Below are 17,276 nucleotides of genomic sequence, written 5' to 3'. Positions count from 1 at the left end.
TCGCGCGGCTGCGCGCCGTCCGCCGGCCGTGGCCGGGTCCGCGCACCCCTCGTGCGCGCCTCACCGCACCAGGGCGGCGAAGCCGAGGACGTAGGCGAGGGCGAAGGTGAGCGGGATCCACCGCTCGACGTGGACGAGCGGCAGGTAGACGCGCCAGTTCTGCCCCTTCTCCAGGGCGTTCCACTCGGCGGCGACGAAGGCGCGGGCCGGCAGCCGCTCCTCCAAGGCCTCGATCACCTTGAACTTCCCCTCGTTCAGCTGCCGGTAGGAGCGGACCGTGAACCACCAGGCGGCGCACACGCCGAGCAGGACCACCAGTCCCGCCAGGAGCAACAGGACCGGGAGACCGTTGCCCGACCGGCCGGAACGCCAGGCACCGAACGCGGCGACGAGGCCGCTGTTCAGTGTCAGGAAGAAGGTGTTCGCCAGATTGCGGCGGGCACTGACCCGGTCGGCCATCTCCACGCACAGCTTGTACTGCTCGATGACCGCCGACTGGTACTGCACGGACCCAGTGGGACCCTCGCGGTAGGCGGACGCTCCGATGTCCTGGTTCCACAGCAGGTCACTGATTCCGGCCATGGCGGCATCCTTCCCCGGGCCCGGCGCCCTCACCCCCCGAACGGGCGATGAGGGGCGATCTTCATCGATCCCGGGCGCACGTGTCCGGCCGGCCGCCGACAGACCTCGCGCTCGACGCCGGAGAAGAGCGCGAGAAGGTACGCGCGGGCTGCGGCCCGGGGAGCAGCCCTGCGGAAACGGCCTGAGATCCGGGCCGTGACCTGGCCGAACGCCGTCCGTCATCGGACAGGGCCACGCTGTGGCTCACGGCCACCGCACGATCTCCAGAAGCCCGCACGACCGCTGGTGACCACGCGGTGGCCGTTCCCCTTCTCCACCGGCCCACCGCAGGATCGTGAAGGGCGGACGAGAGAGTCTTGACCGGGACCTGTCCCCGAGTGGTGGACACCTCTGGTTCCGGCCCCTGGTGATCTGCACCCGGGCGGACTCTTCGCCCTGACAGGGAACCCGGCCTTCCGGCCTGGGCTCGGCGTCAGCCGGGGCACGCGACGTTCTTCCCTTCACCGTCGCATGGGCGACGGGACCAGCCGCCCCTGGTAGACGAGCGACGCGGCTCTCTTGAGGGTTCGCAGCCACGCACTCACGGCGTAGTCGGTGATGCCGGGAACCGTGGCGAGGGAGCGGCTGAGGAAGTCGTAGAAGTCGGAGACGCCCGTGCAGATCACGATCGCCATGAGGTTCTGCTCGCCCGACGTCGCCGCGGTGAAGACGACACGGGGAAGCGCGGCGACGGCCGTGCCCGTCTCGTGCAGCGCTCCGGGGGTGGTACGCAGCCATAGTGCCGCGCCGAAGGGGTAACCCAGCCGCTCCGGAACCAGATCCACGTCGTAGAGGAGTGTGCCCGAGCGCTCCAGGGTCTCCATGCGACGCGCGATCCGTCCGGTGGTCCAGCCGGTGCTCTCGGCCAGAGTGGCCTGACTCGCGCGGCCGTCCTCGGCCAGGACGTCGAGCAGCGCGCTGTCCTCCTCCCGCGGCTCGACCGGCGGACCCTGACGTTCCTGCCGTGGGTGCCGCTCGAGGAGCAGCGCCACCGCCTCCGGTGAGAGCGAGGGGCCGAGCCGCGCCCAGTCGGCACCGGGAGGGGAGTAGGTGTGCAGCACCATGCTCGTGGCGACCTCCACCACCCCTGGAAAGCGCGCCAGCCGGCGCAGCACTTCCGGGATCCGGCCGTCGTGCGGCGCCTCCAGCGCGCAGACGATCTCCGAGCCGCCGACGGAGACGTTGGCGAAGGAGATTTCCGGCAACCGGGTCACCGCCTCGGCCAGCGCGTCGATCCTGTCCGGGCGCAGCGTGATCCGCACCATGCTCGACGCGAAGCCGTTCACCGCCGGGGACACCAGTCCCACGACCCGCATGGTGCCCGCGCGCCGCATCGCCCGGTAGCGGCGGGCCACGGTCTGTTCCGACACCCCCACCGCCTCCCCGATCACCCGGAACGGCGCGCGCGGCGCCACGTGCAGCGCGTGGAGGATAAGACTGTCCAAGGCGTCAAGCATGGCGGAATTTTCGCATGCAGTGCCTTACGGCAGCGCATTTCTCCATGTGAACGGCAGGAAATTGGGGGATTGGCCCGATGTGGCGGAGACTTCTGCACCGGAGGCTGTACGGGCGGACCGGCCGTGCGTCCCTCCAGCCCCGTGGCAGAACCTGGCCTGTCGTCCGTACCCGTCCGTCTCGTACTGCCGCGCCGGCCGTGTCTCCCACGTCTTTCGACCCGTCCCTCGCACCGGCGTCCCGGTGCCCCGAAGGAGTTTCCCCTTGTCCCAGTCACCGCCCGCCGCCGAGCCCCGTCGCGGGACGACGCTCCTCATGGCCTGCCTCGGGGTCTTCGTCGCCTACCTGCCGGTGACCAGCGTCTCGGTGAGTCTGACCGCCATCCAGTCGGCCCTCTCCACGACCACCTCGCAACTGTCATGGGTGTCGGACGCCTTCGTGCTGCCGATGGCCGCCTTCATCCTCACCGCCGGTGTCTTCGGCGACGTCCACGGCCGCAAGAAGGTCTACCTCACCGGACTGCTGCTCTCCGCCGCCGGCGCGGCGACCTCGCTCACCGCGCACTCCATCGGCCAGTTGTGGACCGGTCAGGCGCTCTCCGGAATCGGCGCCGCCGCGCTGCTGCCCACGACGCTCGCACTCATCAGCCACGCGGTGCCCGACCACCGCGAGCGCGGGAAGTTCATCGGCTTCTGGGCGATGTGCCTGCTGGGCGCCCTCGCCGTCGGCGGCGTGATCGCCGGACTGATCCTCGGCCACACGGAGTGGCGGTGGATCTTCCTGGTGCCGATACCCGTCGCGCTGGCCGCCTTCGGCGTCTCCCTGCGGCTGCTGCCCGAGTCCCGCGCCCCGCGCACCGGCCGCCTTGACTGGCCCGGACAGATCACCGCGGCGCTCGCCATCACCGCACTCGTCTACGGCGTCATCCAGGGCGGCGAAGGCTCCTTCGCCGACGCGCAGGTCGTCGTCGCGCTCGCCGTCGCGCTCGTCAGCGGGGCCGCCTTCGTCGTCGCCGAGCGGCGCTCCGCGCACCCCATGCTCGACCTCGCGCTCTTCCGCAGCCCCGGCTTCACCGCCACCACTCTCGTGGCCATGGTCATGTTCCTCGGCATGATCGGCTTCTTCTTCGTGCTGAGCCTCTACTTCGGCATGGTCCAGCACCTCGACACCCTCGGCACCGCCTGGCGGATGCTCCTGATCACCGGGGCCGCGCTGCTCGTCAGCGGCGTCGCCGGACGCGTCATGTACCGGATCGCGCCACGCCTCATGATCACCACGGGCCTGCTTCTGGTGACCGCCGCGCTGCTCACCCTGCTCGGCGCCGACGCGAGCACGTCCTTCGGCTCGCTCTCCTGGCGGCTGGTCCTGCTGGGGCTCGGCATGGGGATGGTGACGACACCGATGACCGCCGTCGCCGTCGCCTCCGTGCCGCACCCGCTCGCCGGGATGGCCGCCGCGGGAAACAACGCCTTCCGGCAGGTCGGCGGCGCGCTCGGCCCCGCCGTACTCGGCGCCCTCCTCACCAGCCGCGCCGTCTCCGCGCTGCCGGACCGCCTCTCCGACGCCGGAATCGACGGCCCCCTCGCCGACCGGCTCACCGACGCGGTCCGGGACGGCGGTCTGGGCGCGGCCGGCTCGGTGCCGCTCGGCGCGCGCACCGGCCAGGTCTGGGGCGCCGTCGGAAGCGCCTTCCTCGACGGCATGCGCCTGTGCCTGACCGTCTCGGCCGCGCTGACCTTCCTCGCGGCCGTCCTCGCCTTCGTCCTCCTGCGCCCCCGCGCCAACCGCACGGGATCGGCGAAGGTCGTACGCGAATCAGCAGCGCAAACCCCGAGCGCGCCGCGGCCCTCCGACGCCGTGGTGCCGGACGGCGCCTGACGTGTCCCACCCGTCCTGCCTCGACCCGGAGGCAGGACGGGCAGGCTTCGACCGCACCCCCTCGATCTTCACCGGCACCACGGCCAAGCCCACGGCCGCGACGACCTCCCGGCACTCCATCGCGCCGCGCCCTCGCCGGACCGGCCCCGATGGGCCGGGACCTGCACGATGCGCTGACAGCCCGGCGCCAACACACCCGCCGGCATCCCTTCCAGCCGCACCGGCACCGCCAACCGGACTGACGGCGCGACGGGCAAGCCGCCTCGCCCGGCGTTCCTGCTCGCCGGCCTGCCAGGCGTAGAACGAGGACCGGGCCACCTTGAGCAGTCGGCGCAGCAGAGCAACGGGGTAGGTGGTCTTCTCCGCTTCGATGAACGCATGGACCGCGCTCATCGATCGCTCTCCTTCGCGAGGAAGACCGCGGCTTTTCGCAGCACCTCGATCGTCTCGGCCTGCTCACGGCTTCGCCGCCGCAGCCGGCGCGGCTCCTCCCGCTCCGCGCTCGTCAGCTCACCCGACGCCCCCTGGCCCCGGTCGACCTGGTCCTGTTCGACCCGGTCACGCAGCCCCTCGGGACTGACGCCGAGTTCCCGGGCCACCTCGGTGACGGTCCTGCCCGACCAGCGCTGACGATCCTGAAAAGACCTGCTCGCAGGGAAGTTCACGAGCAGCATGATCGCCCACGATGCTCGTCACCCTCGGTCACCACCGGATGTGCGCCGGACCCGTTGACCGTGCAGACCCGGTCGGGGCGGCACTCCGTCTGCGCCCGGGGAAGCGGTCGGCCCGGGCGCAGAGTGGTGTTTGTGCAGATCACAATGCCAGTAACGCGCCTCACTCGAAAGCAGGCACCGTAAGCGGTGCGGGCGCCGACCGCTACGACCGTGATGGGGGCCGTCGCTTGATCACGGCCGTCGTTCTGGCGTCACTTCTCGACTCGGGAGAGCTTTATGCCGTCATTCACGAAGAGGTGGACATAACCGCATCTCCAGCAGATCAGACCGGTTGCCGACTCGTCGGCCCACGCCATCTTCACGAACTCCATGCCGAAGCTGTTGAGCTTGATCTGCCGCTCGCGAAAGAGATCACCCTGACAGACCTGGCAGGTGATCCAGGTGTCACCCAACTGCGCTCGAACGGGTTTGGCCATGCCGGTATCCCTTCGCCATCAAAACGACGTGATCGCCGTCATGCTGACGACGATCCCCTTTCCGAGGAAGATCACGACTGCCTTACCCCGTGCTCAGTGGCGGCCCACCGTACAGCACAGTGATCCCCCTCTGCCGGGTCTGTCCAGTGAACCGAACTTGATCAAGACCGCTTTCATCGCGGCCCACTCGGCGTCGTGGTCGGGCCGCACCTCGGCGACCATCCGCACCGCACGACGGCGCAGCTCAAGCGGATACTGGGAAGGACGTGCCATAACTCGATCCTCTCAAATGATCGAGTCCCTATCGAACCCGAGGTGCCTCTGTGTCTTGTCAAGCCGCCTGGTCAAGAAGGGACTTGACTTGCCGTTCGTTGGCGATCATGACGCACCACACGTGGTCCGCCAGGCGGCGTTTCGGACACCGCTCTGCTTCCTTCGGCGGCTTGCCCTCAGGGAGTTTGCGCTGGTAGTAGGCGTGTCCGGGTGAGTTCGGCATCCGTATCTGCACGACTGCGATGGTGTGGAGGACGGAATTGAGCTGGCGGTCACCGGAGCGGGAGAGCCGGTGGCGGGCCTTCCGCACGGGCGATCTCTACCGAGGTGGCACCCGCGTAGTTCGCGAACGCCGCCGAGGTGGGAAAGCGATGAGCCCGCCGGGTGCGGCCGATCAGCCGGGCGGCCCTCACCGGTCCGATGCCCGGGGTGTCCGTCAGCGCGCTGCCCGATGCCTCCACCAGGCTCTGCATCCGGGCGGCGTTGTCCGTGAGCTGCTTGTCCAGCTTCCGGATCTCGGCGACCAAGTCCCAGGCGATGTCCTTACGGACGGCCTCGACGTCGCCGACGGGACGGACGGCCCGCAGCAGTGTGGCCGCCGGGTCCGCGGACAGCTGGGTCGGGGCGCCGCCGGGGAGCAGATCACGCAGCAGCGCGTGAAGCTGATGGACCGTGCGGACCCCGGTCCGGGCCGGGTTCACACGCCGTTCGTCCAGAGGAGCCAGTGCTGTGGTGTGATCCTCGGGCTCGACATCCCGTCCGTCTCCCTGCAGGCAGGCGACGGTGGCCGCGGCCGCGGCGTCGGTCCGGTCGTTCTTGCGCCGTCCACCACGGGAGAGCTCCCGCACACAGCTGGTCGCCGCGGCAGGCATGCCGACGACGCTCTCGCCGCGGGCGATGAGCCACTGGGCGAGATGCCGGCCGAGTCCGCCTGCGTTCTCCACCGCCCGCTTCCAGTTGCGGCCGGACCCCGTGCGGCATCTCAATGTCCGCGACCCGGGCGAGCAGCCCGGTCTCCTTCGCCGTGGCGAGCACCGCCGGGTCGCGGGTGGCCGGGCTCAGCCGTGCCCCGTGTTCCACCAGGGTCTCCGCCGGCTGCAGATAGCGGTCGTCCAGCGCGGGTCCAGGGTTAAGGGCGATGCCCGCCGGTTCCCGGAAGTCGCCCCTGACCAGGCGGATGGGGCGGCCGGGCCGGGCCAGCTCGGCCAGGTCGTGCTCGGTGCGGTGCAGCTGGGCGTGGACGGTGACGCCCAGGTTGCCGTAGCGGCCGGCCAGTTCGCGGTGCACGGAGAGGACGGTGTCGACGGCGGGCGCGCGGTCCGCGCCGAGGACGACGTCGCGGTCCCGCCGCCCGGCGGCGGCCGCGATCCGCCCGGTGTTCTCCACGGCCAGCTCGCGGGAGAGGGCCAGCCCCGTCTGCGCCAGGCTGAGGCCGACCCGGTCGGGGCCGCCGTCGTGCGCGAGCAGTGCCAGGTACTCCCCGACGGACCGCTCGACCTGCGCCGGACCGCCGCCCTCCTGCCCGCCCGCGAGCCCGGCGGTCACCCGATGCCCTTCGGCCCGCAGCGCCTCGACCCGCTTCAGGACCGGGTTCGGTCGGGCGCCGGGACGTAGCGCAGCGCGGCGGGGAGGAGGAGTTCGCGCAGTACGGAGCCGGGGCCGCGAAGGCATGGTGGCACCGTGGGCCGGACGCCGGCTCGCGCAGCCCCTCGGCCGCGGCTTCCAGCAGCGCGCGCTGGGACAGGTCTTCACTCATGGCGGCGCCTCGGCAATCGTGTCGGTGCGAGAGAGCCGGCGGGCCGTGCGCGCCCCGTCCCGGTCCGCCGGCGGGAACGCCCGCGGAGCCCCGGTCTCACATGGGAACAGCGGACGGCGGGGACGGGCCCCGGCTCTCTCGCGGACGGTTCGGCGCCGCGCCGACCGAGGTCGGCGGTCTGTGAGGTCGTCACAGCGTCCCGCACTGGCTCCGGAACGAGTGGTGGATCACCGGAAAGGCTTTTGCCAGTCAGGTGGCATAAGGCCGCCATAGTTCCGCTCTTCTTGGCAATGCCCGGGCGGAGGGGGCGGAACCGCAGGCGGGAACGGGTCAGGAGCGCCGGTCGCGCCGGCTGCCGCGGGCCGCGATCAGAGACTCGGCGGCCACCCGCCAGATCTCCGCGGCGAGTTCGACGTCGGCGTTGCGCTGGGCCTGCCGGGCGAGCTCCTGTAACCCGGCCATGCCTTCCTCCTCCTCGCCCGCGGCGATGCGCAGCTGGTTGCCGAGGACCTCCAGGCGGACCCGGGTCTGGTAGGGCAGGCGCAGTTCCGTCCGGTTGAGCCGGGCGAGCAGGGCGCGTACGTCGGGGTACCGCCCCTCGTGGAAGGCGAGCCGGGCCTTGAGCGCCGTCAGCGACTGTTCCAGGGCCGCGGTGCGGGCGAAGGGCAGCCCGGCCTCGGCCGCCTCGATGCAGCGCTGGGCGGCGTCCGTGCCGGCGGGCGACTTCAGCAGCTGGAGATCGGCCATGGCCACCCGCAGCCGCAGCCAGAGGGTGAGGTCCTCCCGGCTGTCGAACTTCTCCAGGACCGGCTCTAACAGCTTCTCCGCGGCGTCCAGTTCGCCCTGCCGCACCAGCAGTGCGCTCGCGGTCCACAGCGCCTCGGCCCACAGCGCGTCGGAGCGGCCCTCCACCAGCGCGGCCAGTTCGTCGGCGTGCTGCCGGGCGTCGGGCATCCGGCCCGCCTCCGCCTCCACCGACACCAGGACCAGCAGGGCCGTGGCCGTGTCCTCGGCGGACAGGGAGCCCTCCCGGGCGAGCCGGTGGGCCGCCGTGGCCGCCTCGACGGCCGGCAGCACTTCGCCCTCGACGCTCAGGCACCGCGCGGACTGGGTGAGCGCCCGGCAGCGCAGCTCGGCCAGGCCGATCTCCTCGCTCAGGGTCACGAGCTCGTCGAGGTAGGCTCGCTCGGCGGCCTGCTCGCCGTGCCGCCGCTTCCACCGAGCCAGCAGCCACAGGGCCTGCCAGCGCAGCATCGGGTCCTGGTCGTGGGCCGACTTCAGCTCCCGTGCGAGCTGCTCATTGGTCTCGTCGGAGTCCAGGGAGGTCGCCAGGGACAGGACCCGGGCGAGCGAGGTGGCCCGGATGCCCTCGAGCTCCTCCGGGCCGACGCCCAGCTGCCGTGCCAGATGGGCCACGGCCCGCTCCGTGGGCTGGCGAGCCCCCGACTCCAGGCGGGAGAGAAAGCCGGTCGACATGCCGTCGCCCGCGAGCGCGGCCTGCGTCAGACCCCGCTCGGTCCTCAACTGCTTCAGCCGGCGACCGAAGAATGGCTGCTCCAGCATGAGTACGCCCCAACGGGAAGGAGGGACACAGGGATATGGCCTCGAGCCCTCGACAGGACAGCGCCGGGCCCAGGGGGGCGCGCTGACGTCTAGCTGCCAGGGCGAGCACCTTCGTCAGGCGGCTCGCGTGAGCAGTTCCTCGGCTGCGTCCCGGTTGGTCCCTGACGGCCGTCTTGTACCTGTCCTGCCGTCCTTTGATTCGACGATCACCCATGCCGCACAGGGCGTCTTCCTGAGCGCGGGTGGTCGCACGACACCGATGCTCCCGAAGGCTGTCCAGCGTCGCGCGAACCGGCAGGTTGTCCGCCACGCGGGAGTCGGCGGGCGCGGACCCCGACTCATGCCGTGGGCGCCATCACGGATGCGAGGGACGGGTGCGTGAGGAACGCGGTGGTGCGACCGGCCCGGCGGGCGGCTCTCTCCAGAGGGAGCAGTGGCAGCAGGTGGCCGTAGGCCGGAGTGCCCGGGAACAGAATGCGCATGGAACACCTTCGACGGAGCGATGGTCGGGCCGACGAGAAACGTGCCACGGCGAACGGCGTGACAGTGCCCGCGAGGGGCCGGCCGTCACGGACTGCCTGGCCGCGGCCGGTTCTCGTTGTTCCATTGTGCGGATTGCGACCGCTCGACCCGCCGCTTCGGGCTGCTCAAAGGTGCTCACTTCCGCCAACGCCCGCCGTTGCGCCCCGGGACGAGGCCCTCCCCACGATGTCGCGGGGCGTGCCGGACCACAGTCCGTACACGTCCGGGCCCGGCGGCCCGCCGCATGTCTTAAGGCTGGCCACCATGACCCGCCGGTCGTGGGGAGCGGGCTCCCGGGTGACCAGTCCGGCCTCCTGCATACGGCGCAGCGACTTGGGGACGGTGGAGTGGTCGAGGCCGACGCGCTCCAGCAGTTCCGACTGTGTCTGGCCGTCGCGGTCGAAGAGCTGCATCAGCAGCAGCTCCTGTCCTGGATGCAGGTCCAGGGCGCGCAGCACGGCGGCGGCGTGGCCGCGGTGGGCACGGGCGAGCTGGAAGAGGGCGTAGCACAGTCGCCCGTCGCGCGCCGTGTTCGGCAGCTCCGGTGAGGTGGTGTCGGGCATCGCTGCTCCCTCACTGCATGAGTGGGGCGGTCGGTCGGTTGACGGTGAGGACGATCTTGCCGCGGTTGTGGCCGGCATCGCTGGCCTGCTGTGCCTTGGCGGCCTCTGCCAGCGGGTAGGTGGCGCTGATCGTGGTCACCAGTGTGTCGTCGGCGGCCTGCTGGGCCAGTTCGGCCAGCCGGGCGGCGTTGCGGCGCTGGGGGCCCTCGGCGAAGACGACGCCGAGTTCGCGGGCGCGGAAGTCGGCGGTGGTGACGATCCGGTCGGTGGTGCCGAGCAGGGTGATGGAGTCCTCCAGGGCGCCCTTGCCGGCGGCGTCGAGGACGGCGTCCACCCCGTCGGGGGCGAGGGCGCGGACCCGCTGGACCAGGTTGTCCCCGTAGACCAGGGCGGTGGCGCCGAGGGAGGTGACGTAGTCCTGGTTGGCCTCACCGGCGGTGCCGAGGACGCGGGCGCCGCGGGCGACGGCGAGCTGGACGGCGATGGTGCCGAGCGCGCCGGACGCTCCGTGGATCAGCAGCGTCTCGCCCGAGGTGACGTCGAGCAGGTCCAGGACGCGTTCGGCACCGTCGCTCGCCACGGGCAGGGCGGCGGCGTGTGTCCAGTCCAGGCCGGCCGGCTTGGGTGCGAGGACGGCCGCGGACGCCAGGGCGTACTGGGCGTAGGAGCCGGTGTCGGACCAGCCCAGGACCTCGTCCCCCACCTTCAGGTGCTGCACGTCCTCGCCGACCGCGTCGACGACACCGGCGATCTCCCCGCCGGGCACGGCGGGCAGGGTGGTGGGGAAGACGGCCTCCATGCTCCCGGAGCGGATCTTGCCGTCCACCGGGTTGACGCCGACAGCCCGTACGCGCACACGGACCTGGCCGGGGCCGGGCTGGGGAATGTCGATCTCCGCCTCGTGCAGGACCTCGGTGCCGCCGAACGCGTCGAAAACAATGGCCTTCATGCCTGGGTCTCCTCGGGTGGGATGCCGCGCCGACCACTTCCTGTGGCCAGCCACATAAAAGTAGCACCGATTGTGTGGCTGGCCAAGTAATTGCTTCGAGGAGATCCCGAAGGCAACCTGTCTGTCGGCGAACGGCTGTTCACCGGCAGGGCCCGAGGCGGGGAGCGGTCCGGGCGCTCACGCGCCACTTCCCGGTGCGCGGTCCGGGCCGGTGCTCGCTGACCCCCCTCCCGCAAGGAGTCGGAAGGCGCCGAGAAGGTTCTGGTAGAACACGACGTCCTTCTCCCATGGGGCTGCATGACCGCCGGTGAGCCGCTGTCCCGGACGAGCCGGAGCCCGCCGACCCCGGCCGGGGTGGCGGTCAGCCACTCCTGCCGGCTCATCGGTACGGGATGGCTCTCGGCGCTCCGGTCCGGTACGACCGGACGGGGCGTGGTGCCTTCGCGGATCCGTGAGGGGACGGAGTCCGCCGTGACGGGAGGGGAGCGGGACAGCCGGTATGCGAGACGGCGTAGTCGAGGGAGGCGATGGCAGTGAGGGGGCCGGCCCCTCGCCGGGGAGCACGCCGCCGGAGAACGCGTGGGCGGTGGTGCCGGGCCCGACCGCGTTGGACTTGATGCCCGGCTGGGACTTGGCTTCCTGGACCGTGAGTATGGTGGCCCCCGGCGACGGCGCCAACCGCCGCAAAGCCCGGCGGAGGACCGCCGAGGTCTGCGCCCGCATCACCGGCCGCCGGCGCGATCACCTGCACCAGCTGACCGCTCGGCTCGTTCGTGACAACCAAACGATCGTGATCGAGGACCTGACCGTGCGCACCATGATCGAGAATCGACGCCTGGCCCGTGCCATCAGCGATGCGGCCTGGGCGGAGTTGCGGCGCATGCGGAGTACAAGGCCGCCTGGTACGGCCGCGACGTGATCGCGGTCGACCGCTTCTTCCCCTCCTCCAAACTCTGCTCCGCCTGCGGCGCCGTGCGGAACACGATGCCGCTGGGTGTCCGGGAGTGGACGTGCGGCTGCGGGGCGGTGCACGACCGGGACGTGAACGCCGTGAAGAACATCCTGGCCGTCGGGCTGACGGTGTCTGTCTGCGGAGCGGATGCAAGACCTCAACGGAGCACGCCGGGCGGGCAGCCGGCGATGAAGCAGAAACTCCTACGGCGCGAGCCGTAGGAATCCCCCTCCTTCAGGAGGGGGAGGAAGTCAAGCGTGTCCTCGTGTGTCTGGGTGGCCCGAAGCGGGCCGTCGGTGATGACCAGCCGTTCTTCGCCGGTCCGGCGATCACCGGGACCCTTCCGGCCCGCCGCGGTGCCGGCGACCGCCTGCCCGGCAGTGCCACCGGCCGCAGGTCACGGGATCAGCAGCAGTTTCCCGGTGGTCGTACGCGACTCGATGGCGGCGTGGGCCCTCGCCGCCTCCGCCAGCGGGTAGCGGCCGCCGATCCGGACGACCAGCTCACCCCGCTCGACCAGCGCGAACAGCTCGGCCGCGTACGTGGTGAGCTCCTCGTGCGTACGGATGTGGTCGGGAAGCGTGCCGTAGGTGAGGCGGGTGCTGCGCGGGATCTCGTTCATCGCGATGGTCGGCACGTCGCCGATCAGGGGCCCGTAGAACACCATCGTGCCGTGTGTGCGCAGTACCTCCAGTGACGCGGAGAACGTCGGCCCGCCCGCGCCGTCGAACACCGCGTGCACCCCCTCGCCGCCGGTCAGCTCCCGCACCGGCTCGACGAACGCGTCCCCCGTGGAGACCACGACGTGATCGGCGCCGGCCGCGGTGGCGATCTCGACCTTCTCCGGCCGCGACACCAGGCCGATCACGGTACCGCCACGGGCTTTGATCAACTGGGTGAGCAGCAGCCCGACCCCGCCGGCGGCGGCGTGCACGAGCGTGACGTCGCCGGGCCGCACCGGGTGGCAGACGGTGCAGTGGTGGTGTGCGGTCAGCCCCTGTAGCAGCACGGCCGCGGCCGTCTCGTCGTCGATGGCGTCGGGCACCGCGACGACGTTGTCCACGGGAAGTACGATCTGCTCCGCGTAACTGCCGTGGGTGTCGATCGTCAGCCATGCGACACGGTCCCCCGGAGCGAACCCGTGCACGCCCTCGCCCGTCTCCACCACCACACCGGCCCCCTCCGCGCCCGGCACCTCGGCCGCCCGTCCCCGGCGGACGCCGACGTCGAAGAAGTTCACGCCGGCCACCCGGACGTCCACCAGTATTTCTCCCGGACCCGGACGAGGTGCCGGCCGCTCTTGCAGCCGCAGCACTTCCGGTCCGCCCGCTTCGCTGATGACTATCGCCTTCATGCGGCCGAAGCTAGGCTCCAAAAAATGTACCTGCAAGTACACTTTTTCGATGACCACGGGGAAGGGCGCGGCGACCCGCCTGCGCATCGTCGAAGCCGCCGCGGCCGAGATCCGGGAACGCGGTGCGAACGCCACCACGCTCGACGACGTGGGCCGGCGCAGCGGCACCGGAAAAGGGCAGATGTTCCACTACTTCCCACAGGGCCGGGAGGAGCTGCTGCTCGCGGTCGCCGTACACGAGGCCGACCGTGTGTTCGAAGGTCAGCAGCCGTATCTGGACGAACTCACGTCGCGCGCGGCCTGGGAAGCATGGCGCGACCTCATCGTCGAGCAGTACCGCGACCAAGGGCTGTACTGCCCGCTCGGGGTGCTGATCTCCGACGTGGGCCGCTACAGCCCGGCCTCGCAAGCCGTCGCGGCCCAACTGGTGCGGCGCTGGCAGGAGTGCGTCCGGGCCGGTATCGAGGCCACGCAGGCGGCCGGCGAGGCCGACCCGGAGCTCGACGCCGACCGCACGGCCGCGGCCGTGATCGGTGCCATCCAGGGCGGTGTCACCGTCCTGCTCTCCACGGGCTCCACGGAACATCTGGAGGCCGGGTTGAACCTCTGCCTCGACCGCCTGCTGCTGTGAACGCGCGATCACCGGCGGCGGCTCCCCTCGCGCCGCTCGCCGACGCCGCCGTCCTCGGGACGATGATCAACGCGATGGCCGTGAAGCGGGGCGGCGGCTTCTTCGTGCCGCAGGGCGTCGAGTACGGGCTGCTGCTCGCCGCGGGTGCCGCGGGGCTGGCGCTCACCGGGCCGGGCCGGCTCGCCGTCGACCGCGCGCTTCCTGTGCTCCGGGCGCACCGGCTCGTGTACGGGGTCTTCGCGGTGGCGCTCGCTGTCGTCCTCGCCGCCCTGGTCCTCCTCGTCCGCGACTGATTCCCGTCGTACGGGACTCCTTCGCCACGCGCGGTCGACGGCGGACGCGGTCCGCGTGCTGGAGAGCGAGGGTTTTGTCCGGCGTGAAATGCGTGCCCGCAACCGGGAGAAGGCCATCAGGTCCGTCTGCCCCTCCGGTCGGGAAACGGAACCGAACGGACGGACACGGACGTCGGTCCCACTATGAAGGATCACCCGGACGGCACCGTCCTCGTGAGCGACCCGCGGACCACCGCTGTCGCGCTCAAGGGCCGCGAGGAAGAGCAGGACGACGGCGCCAGGCCCACCGCTGCCGTCCACGGACCCGTGGAAGGGGAGGGCGCGGCGTGACGGGTGGCACTTCCGTCGTGGCCGAGGCCCTGCGGATCACCGGCCGCGACCGGCGCCCCGTGTTCGGCTCCGCCGCCCTGGCCGGCGTGGCGGCGCTGCTGGTCGGAGGGGGGATCGTGGCAGGCGCGTTCGCCGTGTCATGGGGCCTTTTCCTGGAAGCGGGAAGAGCCGCCGAGCTCGCCGTCGCATACGAGGACTCCTACGTCGCGTACGCCGACCAGTGGGACAGCCTCGTCGACGTCGCTCTCTGCGCGTTCCCGCTGCTGCTGCTGCTCCTCGCCATGGTTCTGGTCGCCTGGCTGCTCACCGCCCAGGCCGTCACCGTCGCGCACGCGCGTGAACGTGCGGCGGCGGGCACGACCTGGGCCCTTGGTGCGCTCACCCTGCGCGCCCTGTGGCGCCGCTCCCGTCCGCACCTCGGCGCCGCCCTCCGCGTGCAGTCGCTGACCCTGATGTGGGCCCTGGTCCCGGGACTGGCGGGTCTGTTCGTCCTGGTCGCCATCCAGTTGGAGGTGGTGCCCGGGGTCGTGTGGCCCACGTACCACGAACCCGCGACCGTGCAGTTCATCCTGGTGGGCCGGATCCTGCCCGTGGTGATCTGGGCGCTCGGACTCCTCCTCCTGATCCGTTTCTCACTGGCCACCGCCGTACGGGTGGCGGACGGCTGCTCGGCGACGGCGGCGATGCGCCGTTCCTGGACGCTGACCCGTACGGCACGTCTGCGCACCACCGGGACCCTTCTGCTGAGCACGGCCGCGATCGCCGCCGTCTTCACGGTGCTGAAGTGGCTCGGGACGTACGTGGCGCACTGGGCGGGGCTGCTCATGCTGGCCACCACCGATGACAACGTGTGGGTCACCGGCGTCCTCGTCGTCATCACCCCGGCCGCGGTGGCACTCGTCCTGCTGCCCTTCGCCCTGGCGCCGGCGGGCGTCCTGTTCGCATGCCTGCGTGAGCGGCTCGACGGCGGCACAGGACAGGCCCGGGTGCCGGTCGCTGCCCCGGTCGGGCGAAGCCCGGGTGAGAGGTGCGGGGACCGAGCCGGCCGCTCGACCGGGCCCACGCCGTTGTGACACGGCATCCCGAGGTCGCCTGGCCCCGGGCGGCCTGGTCCTGCCTGACCCGGGTGCGCAGCCCCTCGGCGCTGACGCCGGGTTCCGGGCCGCCTCGGCGACGGTCCTGCCCGAGGAGCGCACCAGCGCGACCGCATCCCGCTCGAACCCCTGCGTGTACCGCCCGCCACAGTTGCTCATAGTTCCCACCGGGCACTGCTTCCCCTGGAACCTCACGTCCCCGTCTCCAGGTGTCCCAAGGTCAGGGGGAAGATCCACGGGCGAGCGGCCCGGTCCGGCAGGCAGAACTCATATGGCAACGGGAGCAGTGCAGGGCCGCTCACCGCACGACTACCCGCTGTGGGCCTGCCGGTCGATCATGGCCACCAGGGTCGTGACGAGTTCCTCGGCCGTGACGTGCCACTTGTCCGCGGACAAGTGGCCGTTGACTTCCATGTCCGTGATCCCGTGCACACTGGTCAACAGCAACGGCGCGAATCGGCGGGTGTGCTCTGCGCCGACCACACCGCCGACGATGGCGAGGAACTCGCCCATCGCGCGATCGCCCGCCCGCTTCGCGGCGTGGATCGCGGCCGGGTCGCCGGCCGGGTAGGTGAACATCAGCCGGTACAGGTGCGGCCGGCGGCGGCCGACCGTCATCAGCGCGGACAGGCCCCTGTGCAGTTTGTCGGCCGGGGACAGCCGCGGGTCGGCGCGCACGGCCTGTACCTGATCCGCGAGCCGGTCCAGGGCCTCGGCCGCCACGGTGGTCAGCAGGCTGTCCTTGTCGGGGAAGTGCCGGTAGGGCGCCCCGCGGGTGACTCCCGCGCGCGCCCCGACCGCGCGCAATGTCACCGCGCCCGGACCGCCGCTGTCGAGCAGACCGGCGGCCGCGTCCAGCAAGGCGCGCCGCGTCGCGGCAGCGGATTCCACTCGGCTGACCATGCCCGCCACTCTACAGTTGACACTGTCATCCAGAGCGCCCTACCGTCACTCAGGTGACAAAGTCATCTGAGAATTCGCGGGACACCCGTGGTTGCGTTGTCGTGACCGGAGCCTCGACCGGGATCGGCGCGGCGTCGGCCCGCGAGCTGGCCCGCCAGGGATTCCACGTCCTCGCCGGCGTCCGCCGCGTCCGGGACGCCGACGCGCTCCGCGCCCCGGGCATCGAGCCGGTCATCCTCGACATCACCCGGCCCGGCCACATCGCCGAGCTCGCCGCCCGCGTCGACGCGCAGGCAGGCGCGCTGCGGGCGCTGGTGAACAACGCCGGCATCTCCGTCAACGCCCCGGTCGAAGCCCTGCCGCTGGACGAGTGGCGCCGGCTGTTCGAGGTCAACCTGTTCGGTCACGTCGCCGTCACCCAGGCGCTGCTACCCGGCCTGCTGCGCCACAGCGGCCGGGTGGTCAACATCAGCTCGGTCGGCGGGAAGGTCGCCCTGGCCACCTTCGGCCCGTATGCGGGCACGAAGTTCGCCCTGGAGGCGGTGAGCGACGCGCTGCGCCGGGAACTGGCGCCGCTGGGTGTGCGGGTGGTGGTCGTCGAACCCGGCGGCGTCCGCACCGAGATGGGCGACCGGGGCGTCGCCACCACGGGCCGGCTGGCCGAGGCCATGTCACCGGAACACCGGGATCGCTACGGGCCGTTGGTCCAGGCGGTCATGGCGCTGACCGTCGCCGGCACCACCGGTGGTTCGTCCGCCGAGGACGCCGCGCGGGTGATCGCCAAGGCGGTGACCGTCAGGAAGCCCCACGCGCGCTACACCATCGGCCGGGACGCGGCCCTGCTCACCCGCCTGTCGCGGGTACTGCCGGACCGGCTGCTCGACCGCGTCGCCGCCGCCGCCCTGCGCCCGCACTACCCGAAGACGACCACCGCATGAGAGCCACGTTCGAGCAAGGGCGGCCGACCGCGTAGGACAGGGCCCGCTCGG

At 71.6% G+C, this 17,276-nt stretch carries 19 protein-coding genes and 2 pseudogenes; 8 read left to right on the top strand and 13 right to left on the bottom strand.

Annotated features, from left to right (window positions below):
* Positions 1 to 60: 60 nt before the first annotated feature.
* Together IE271_RS30900 and IE271_RS30895 are read right to left on the bottom strand one after the other, a co-directional pair.
* Positions 61 to 582, bottom strand: coding sequence for a RipA family octameric membrane protein (locus IE271_RS30900; protein WP_190193776.1), 522 nt, complete (start codon positions 580 to 582; stop codon positions 61 to 63).
* 500 nt (positions 583 to 1,082) lie between these two features.
* Positions 1,083 to 2,066 carry an Lrp/AsnC family transcriptional regulator gene (locus IE271_RS30895; protein WP_229919661.1) on the bottom strand — a complete coding sequence of 328 codons (984 nt, stop codon included), beginning with the start codon at positions 2,064 to 2,066 and terminating at the stop codon, positions 1,083 to 1,085.
* A 325-nt stretch (positions 2,067 to 2,391) separates the two neighbouring features.
* Here IE271_RS30895 and IE271_RS30890 point away from each other — a divergent pair, with 325 nt between their 5' ends.
* Positions 2,392 to 3,954 carry an MFS transporter gene (locus IE271_RS30890; RefSeq protein WP_190193798.1) on the top strand — a complete coding sequence of 521 codons (1,563 nt, stop codon included), beginning with the start codon at positions 2,392 to 2,394 and terminating at the stop codon, positions 3,952 to 3,954.
* A gap of 389 nt (positions 3,955 to 4,343) precedes the next feature.
* Here IE271_RS30890 and IE271_RS30885 read toward each other — a convergent pair whose 3' ends face one another.
* From IE271_RS30885 to IE271_RS30865, 5 genes are all read right to left on the bottom strand, one after another.
* Entirely contained in the window at positions 4,344 to 4,628 is a 285-nt protein-coding gene (locus tag IE271_RS30885; protein WP_190193774.1) for a transposase, read from the bottom strand.
* Between the two features lie 251 nt (positions 4,629 to 4,879).
* Positions 4,880 to 5,104 (bottom strand): hypothetical protein, encoded by a 225-nt coding sequence (locus tag IE271_RS30880; protein ID WP_190193773.1) that lies wholly within the window; start codon positions 5,102 to 5,104, stop codon positions 4,880 to 4,882.
* Between the two features lie 93 nt (positions 5,105 to 5,197).
* Positions 5,198 to 5,377, bottom strand: coding sequence for a hypothetical protein (locus IE271_RS30875; protein ID WP_190193772.1), 180 nt, complete (start codon positions 5,375 to 5,377; stop codon positions 5,198 to 5,200).
* A gap of 58 nt (positions 5,378 to 5,435) precedes the next feature.
* The gene (locus IE271_RS43430; RefSeq protein WP_190193771.1) at positions 5,436 to 5,687 is read right to left on the bottom strand and encodes a transposase; all 252 of its coding nucleotides are present in this window, start codon (positions 5,685 to 5,687) and stop codon (positions 5,436 to 5,438) included.
* Complete coding sequence (locus IE271_RS30865; RefSeq protein ID WP_190193770.1) at positions 5,650 to 6,321, bottom strand: IS110 family transposase; 672 nt, start codon at positions 6,319 to 6,321, stop codon at positions 5,650 to 5,652. The genes IE271_RS43430 and IE271_RS30865 overlap by 38 nt, the downstream gene beginning before the upstream one ends.
* A 127-nt stretch (positions 6,322 to 6,448) precedes the next feature.
* Here IE271_RS30865 and IE271_RS30860 point away from each other — a divergent pair, with 127 nt between their 5' ends.
* Entirely contained in the window at positions 6,449 to 6,991 is a 543-nt protein-coding gene (locus IE271_RS30860; RefSeq protein ID WP_190193769.1) for a hypothetical protein, read from the top strand.
* A 472-nt stretch (positions 6,992 to 7,463) separates the two neighbouring features.
* On the opposite strand, the gene IE271_RS30855 is transcribed toward IE271_RS30860, so the two are convergent.
* The 4 genes from IE271_RS30855 to IE271_RS30840 form a co-directional block, all read right to left on the bottom strand.
* Positions 7,464 to 8,696 (bottom strand): helix-turn-helix domain-containing protein, encoded by a 1,233-nt coding sequence (locus IE271_RS30855; protein ID WP_190193768.1) that lies wholly within the window; start codon positions 8,694 to 8,696, stop codon positions 7,464 to 7,466.
* A gap of 338 nt (positions 8,697 to 9,034) precedes the next feature.
* Complete coding sequence (locus IE271_RS30850) at positions 9,035 to 9,178, bottom strand: hypothetical protein (RefSeq protein WP_190193800.1); 144 nt, start codon at positions 9,176 to 9,178, stop codon at positions 9,035 to 9,037.
* A 165-nt stretch (positions 9,179 to 9,343) separates the two neighbouring features.
* The gene (locus IE271_RS30845; protein ID WP_190193767.1) at positions 9,344 to 9,781 is read right to left on the bottom strand and encodes a MarR family winged helix-turn-helix transcriptional regulator; all 438 of its coding nucleotides are present in this window, start codon (positions 9,779 to 9,781) and stop codon (positions 9,344 to 9,346) included.
* 10 nt (positions 9,782 to 9,791) lie between these two features.
* On the bottom strand, positions 9,792 to 10,730 hold the full coding sequence (locus IE271_RS30840) for an NADP-dependent oxidoreductase (RefSeq protein ID WP_190193766.1): 939 nt from the start codon (positions 10,728 to 10,730) through the stop codon (positions 9,792 to 9,794).
* A 661-nt stretch (positions 10,731 to 11,391) separates the two neighbouring features.
* On the opposite strand from IE271_RS30840, the pseudogene IE271_RS30835 reads away from it, so the two are divergent.
* Positions 11,392 to 11,903: pseudogene (locus tag IE271_RS30835) on the top strand (RNA-guided endonuclease TnpB family protein); the annotation flags it as partial.
* Between the two features lie 176 nt (positions 11,904 to 12,079).
* Here IE271_RS30835 and IE271_RS30830 read toward each other — a convergent pair.
* On the bottom strand, positions 12,080 to 13,036 hold the full coding sequence (locus IE271_RS30830) for a quinone oxidoreductase family protein (protein ID WP_190193765.1): 957 nt from the start codon (positions 13,034 to 13,036) through the stop codon (positions 12,080 to 12,082).
* A 49-nt stretch (positions 13,037 to 13,085) separates the two neighbouring features.
* On the opposite strand from IE271_RS30830, the gene IE271_RS30825 reads away from it, so the two are divergent.
* The 4 genes and pseudogenes from IE271_RS30825 to IE271_RS30810 all read left to right on the top strand — a co-directional run bounded on the left by IE271_RS30825 (position 13,086) and on the right by IE271_RS30810 (position 15,363).
* Positions 13,086 to 13,667, top strand: a complete 582-nt coding sequence (locus tag IE271_RS30825; protein WP_190193764.1) for a TetR/AcrR family transcriptional regulator — start codon at positions 13,086 to 13,088, stop codon at positions 13,665 to 13,667.
* A 26-nt stretch (positions 13,668 to 13,693) separates the two neighbouring features.
* A pseudogene (locus IE271_RS30820) lies at positions 13,694 to 13,960 on the top strand (DoxX family protein); the annotation flags it as partial.
* 183 nt (positions 13,961 to 14,143) lie between these two features.
* Positions 14,144 to 14,290 carry a hypothetical protein gene (locus IE271_RS30815; protein ID WP_190193763.1) on the top strand — a complete coding sequence of 49 codons (147 nt, stop codon included), beginning with the start codon at positions 14,144 to 14,146 and terminating at the stop codon, positions 14,288 to 14,290.
* Complete coding sequence (locus IE271_RS30810; RefSeq protein WP_229919660.1) at positions 14,287 to 15,363, top strand: hypothetical protein; 1,077 nt, start codon at positions 14,287 to 14,289, stop codon at positions 15,361 to 15,363. The genes IE271_RS30815 and IE271_RS30810 overlap by 4 nt, the downstream gene beginning before the upstream one ends.
* Before the next feature lie 330 nt (positions 15,364 to 15,693).
* On the opposite strand, the gene IE271_RS30805 is transcribed toward IE271_RS30810, so the two are convergent.
* Entirely contained in the window at positions 15,694 to 16,287 is a 594-nt protein-coding gene (locus tag IE271_RS30805) for a TetR/AcrR family transcriptional regulator (RefSeq protein ID WP_190193762.1), read from the bottom strand.
* Positions 16,288 to 16,388: 101 nt separating this feature from the next.
* Between IE271_RS30805 and IE271_RS30800 the strand changes: the two genes are divergently transcribed.
* The gene (locus IE271_RS30800; RefSeq protein ID WP_190193761.1) at positions 16,389 to 17,225 is read left to right on the top strand and encodes an SDR family oxidoreductase; all 837 of its coding nucleotides are present in this window, start codon (positions 16,389 to 16,391) and stop codon (positions 17,223 to 17,225) included.
* Positions 17,226 to 17,276 lie beyond the last annotated feature (51 nt).

Origin of the sequence: Streptomyces minutiscleroticus, from assembly GCF_014650875.1 — a bacterium.
Classification (GTDB): Bacteria; Actinomycetota; Actinomycetes; order Streptomycetales; family Streptomycetaceae; genus Streptomyces; species Streptomyces minutiscleroticus.
The sequence above is the reverse complement of the archived record's forward strand: the minus strand, read 5'-3'. Positions and strand labels throughout refer to the sequence as shown.

What these genes read in the sequence shown, in the direction of transcription:
- IE271_RS30900 (WP_190193776.1), bottom strand. Translation starts at nt 582, where the DNA reads ATGGCCGGAATCAGTGACCTGCTGTGGAACCAGGACATCGGAGCGTCC.
- IE271_RS30890 (WP_190193798.1), top strand. Translation starts at nt 2,392, where the DNA reads ATGGCCTGCCTCGGGGTCTTCGTCGCCTACCTGCCGGTGACCAGCGTC.
- IE271_RS30885 (WP_190193774.1), bottom strand. Translation starts at nt 4,628, where the DNA reads ATGCTGCTCGTGAACTTCCCTGCGAGCAGGTCTTTTCAGGATCGTCAG.
- IE271_RS30880 (WP_190193773.1), bottom strand. Translation starts at nt 5,104, where the DNA reads ATGGCCAAACCCGTTCGAGCGCAGTTGGGTGACACCTGGATCACCTGC.
- IE271_RS30875 (WP_190193772.1), bottom strand. Translation starts at nt 5,377, where the DNA reads ATGGCACGTCCTTCCCAGTATCCGCTTGAGCTGCGCCGTCGTGCGGTG.
- IE271_RS30855 (WP_190193768.1), bottom strand. Translation starts at nt 8,696, where the DNA reads ATGCTGGAGCAGCCATTCTTCGGTCGCCGGCTGAAGCAGTTGAGGACC.
- IE271_RS30850 (WP_190193800.1), bottom strand. Translation starts at nt 9,178, where the DNA reads ATGCGCATTCTGTTCCCGGGCACTCCGGCCTACGGCCACCTGCTGCCA.
- IE271_RS30845 (WP_190193767.1), bottom strand. Translation starts at nt 9,781, where the DNA reads ATGCCCGACACCACCTCACCGGAGCTGCCGAACACGGCGCGCGACGGG.
- IE271_RS30840 (WP_190193766.1), bottom strand. Translation starts at nt 10,730, where the DNA reads ATGAAGGCCATTGTTTTCGACGCGTTCGGCGGCACCGAGGTCCTGCAC.
- IE271_RS30830 (WP_190193765.1), bottom strand. Translation starts at nt 13,036, where the DNA reads ATGAAGGCGATAGTCATCAGCGAAGCGGGCGGACCGGAAGTGCTGCGG.
- IE271_RS30825 (WP_190193764.1), top strand. Translation starts at nt 13,086, where the DNA reads ATGACCACGGGGAAGGGCGCGGCGACCCGCCTGCGCATCGTCGAAGCC.
- IE271_RS30815 (WP_190193763.1), top strand. Translation starts at nt 14,144, where the DNA reads ATGAAGGATCACCCGGACGGCACCGTCCTCGTGAGCGACCCGCGGACC.
- IE271_RS30805 (WP_190193762.1), bottom strand. Translation starts at nt 16,287, where the DNA reads ATGGTCAGCCGAGTGGAATCCGCTGCCGCGACGCGGCGCGCCTTGCTG.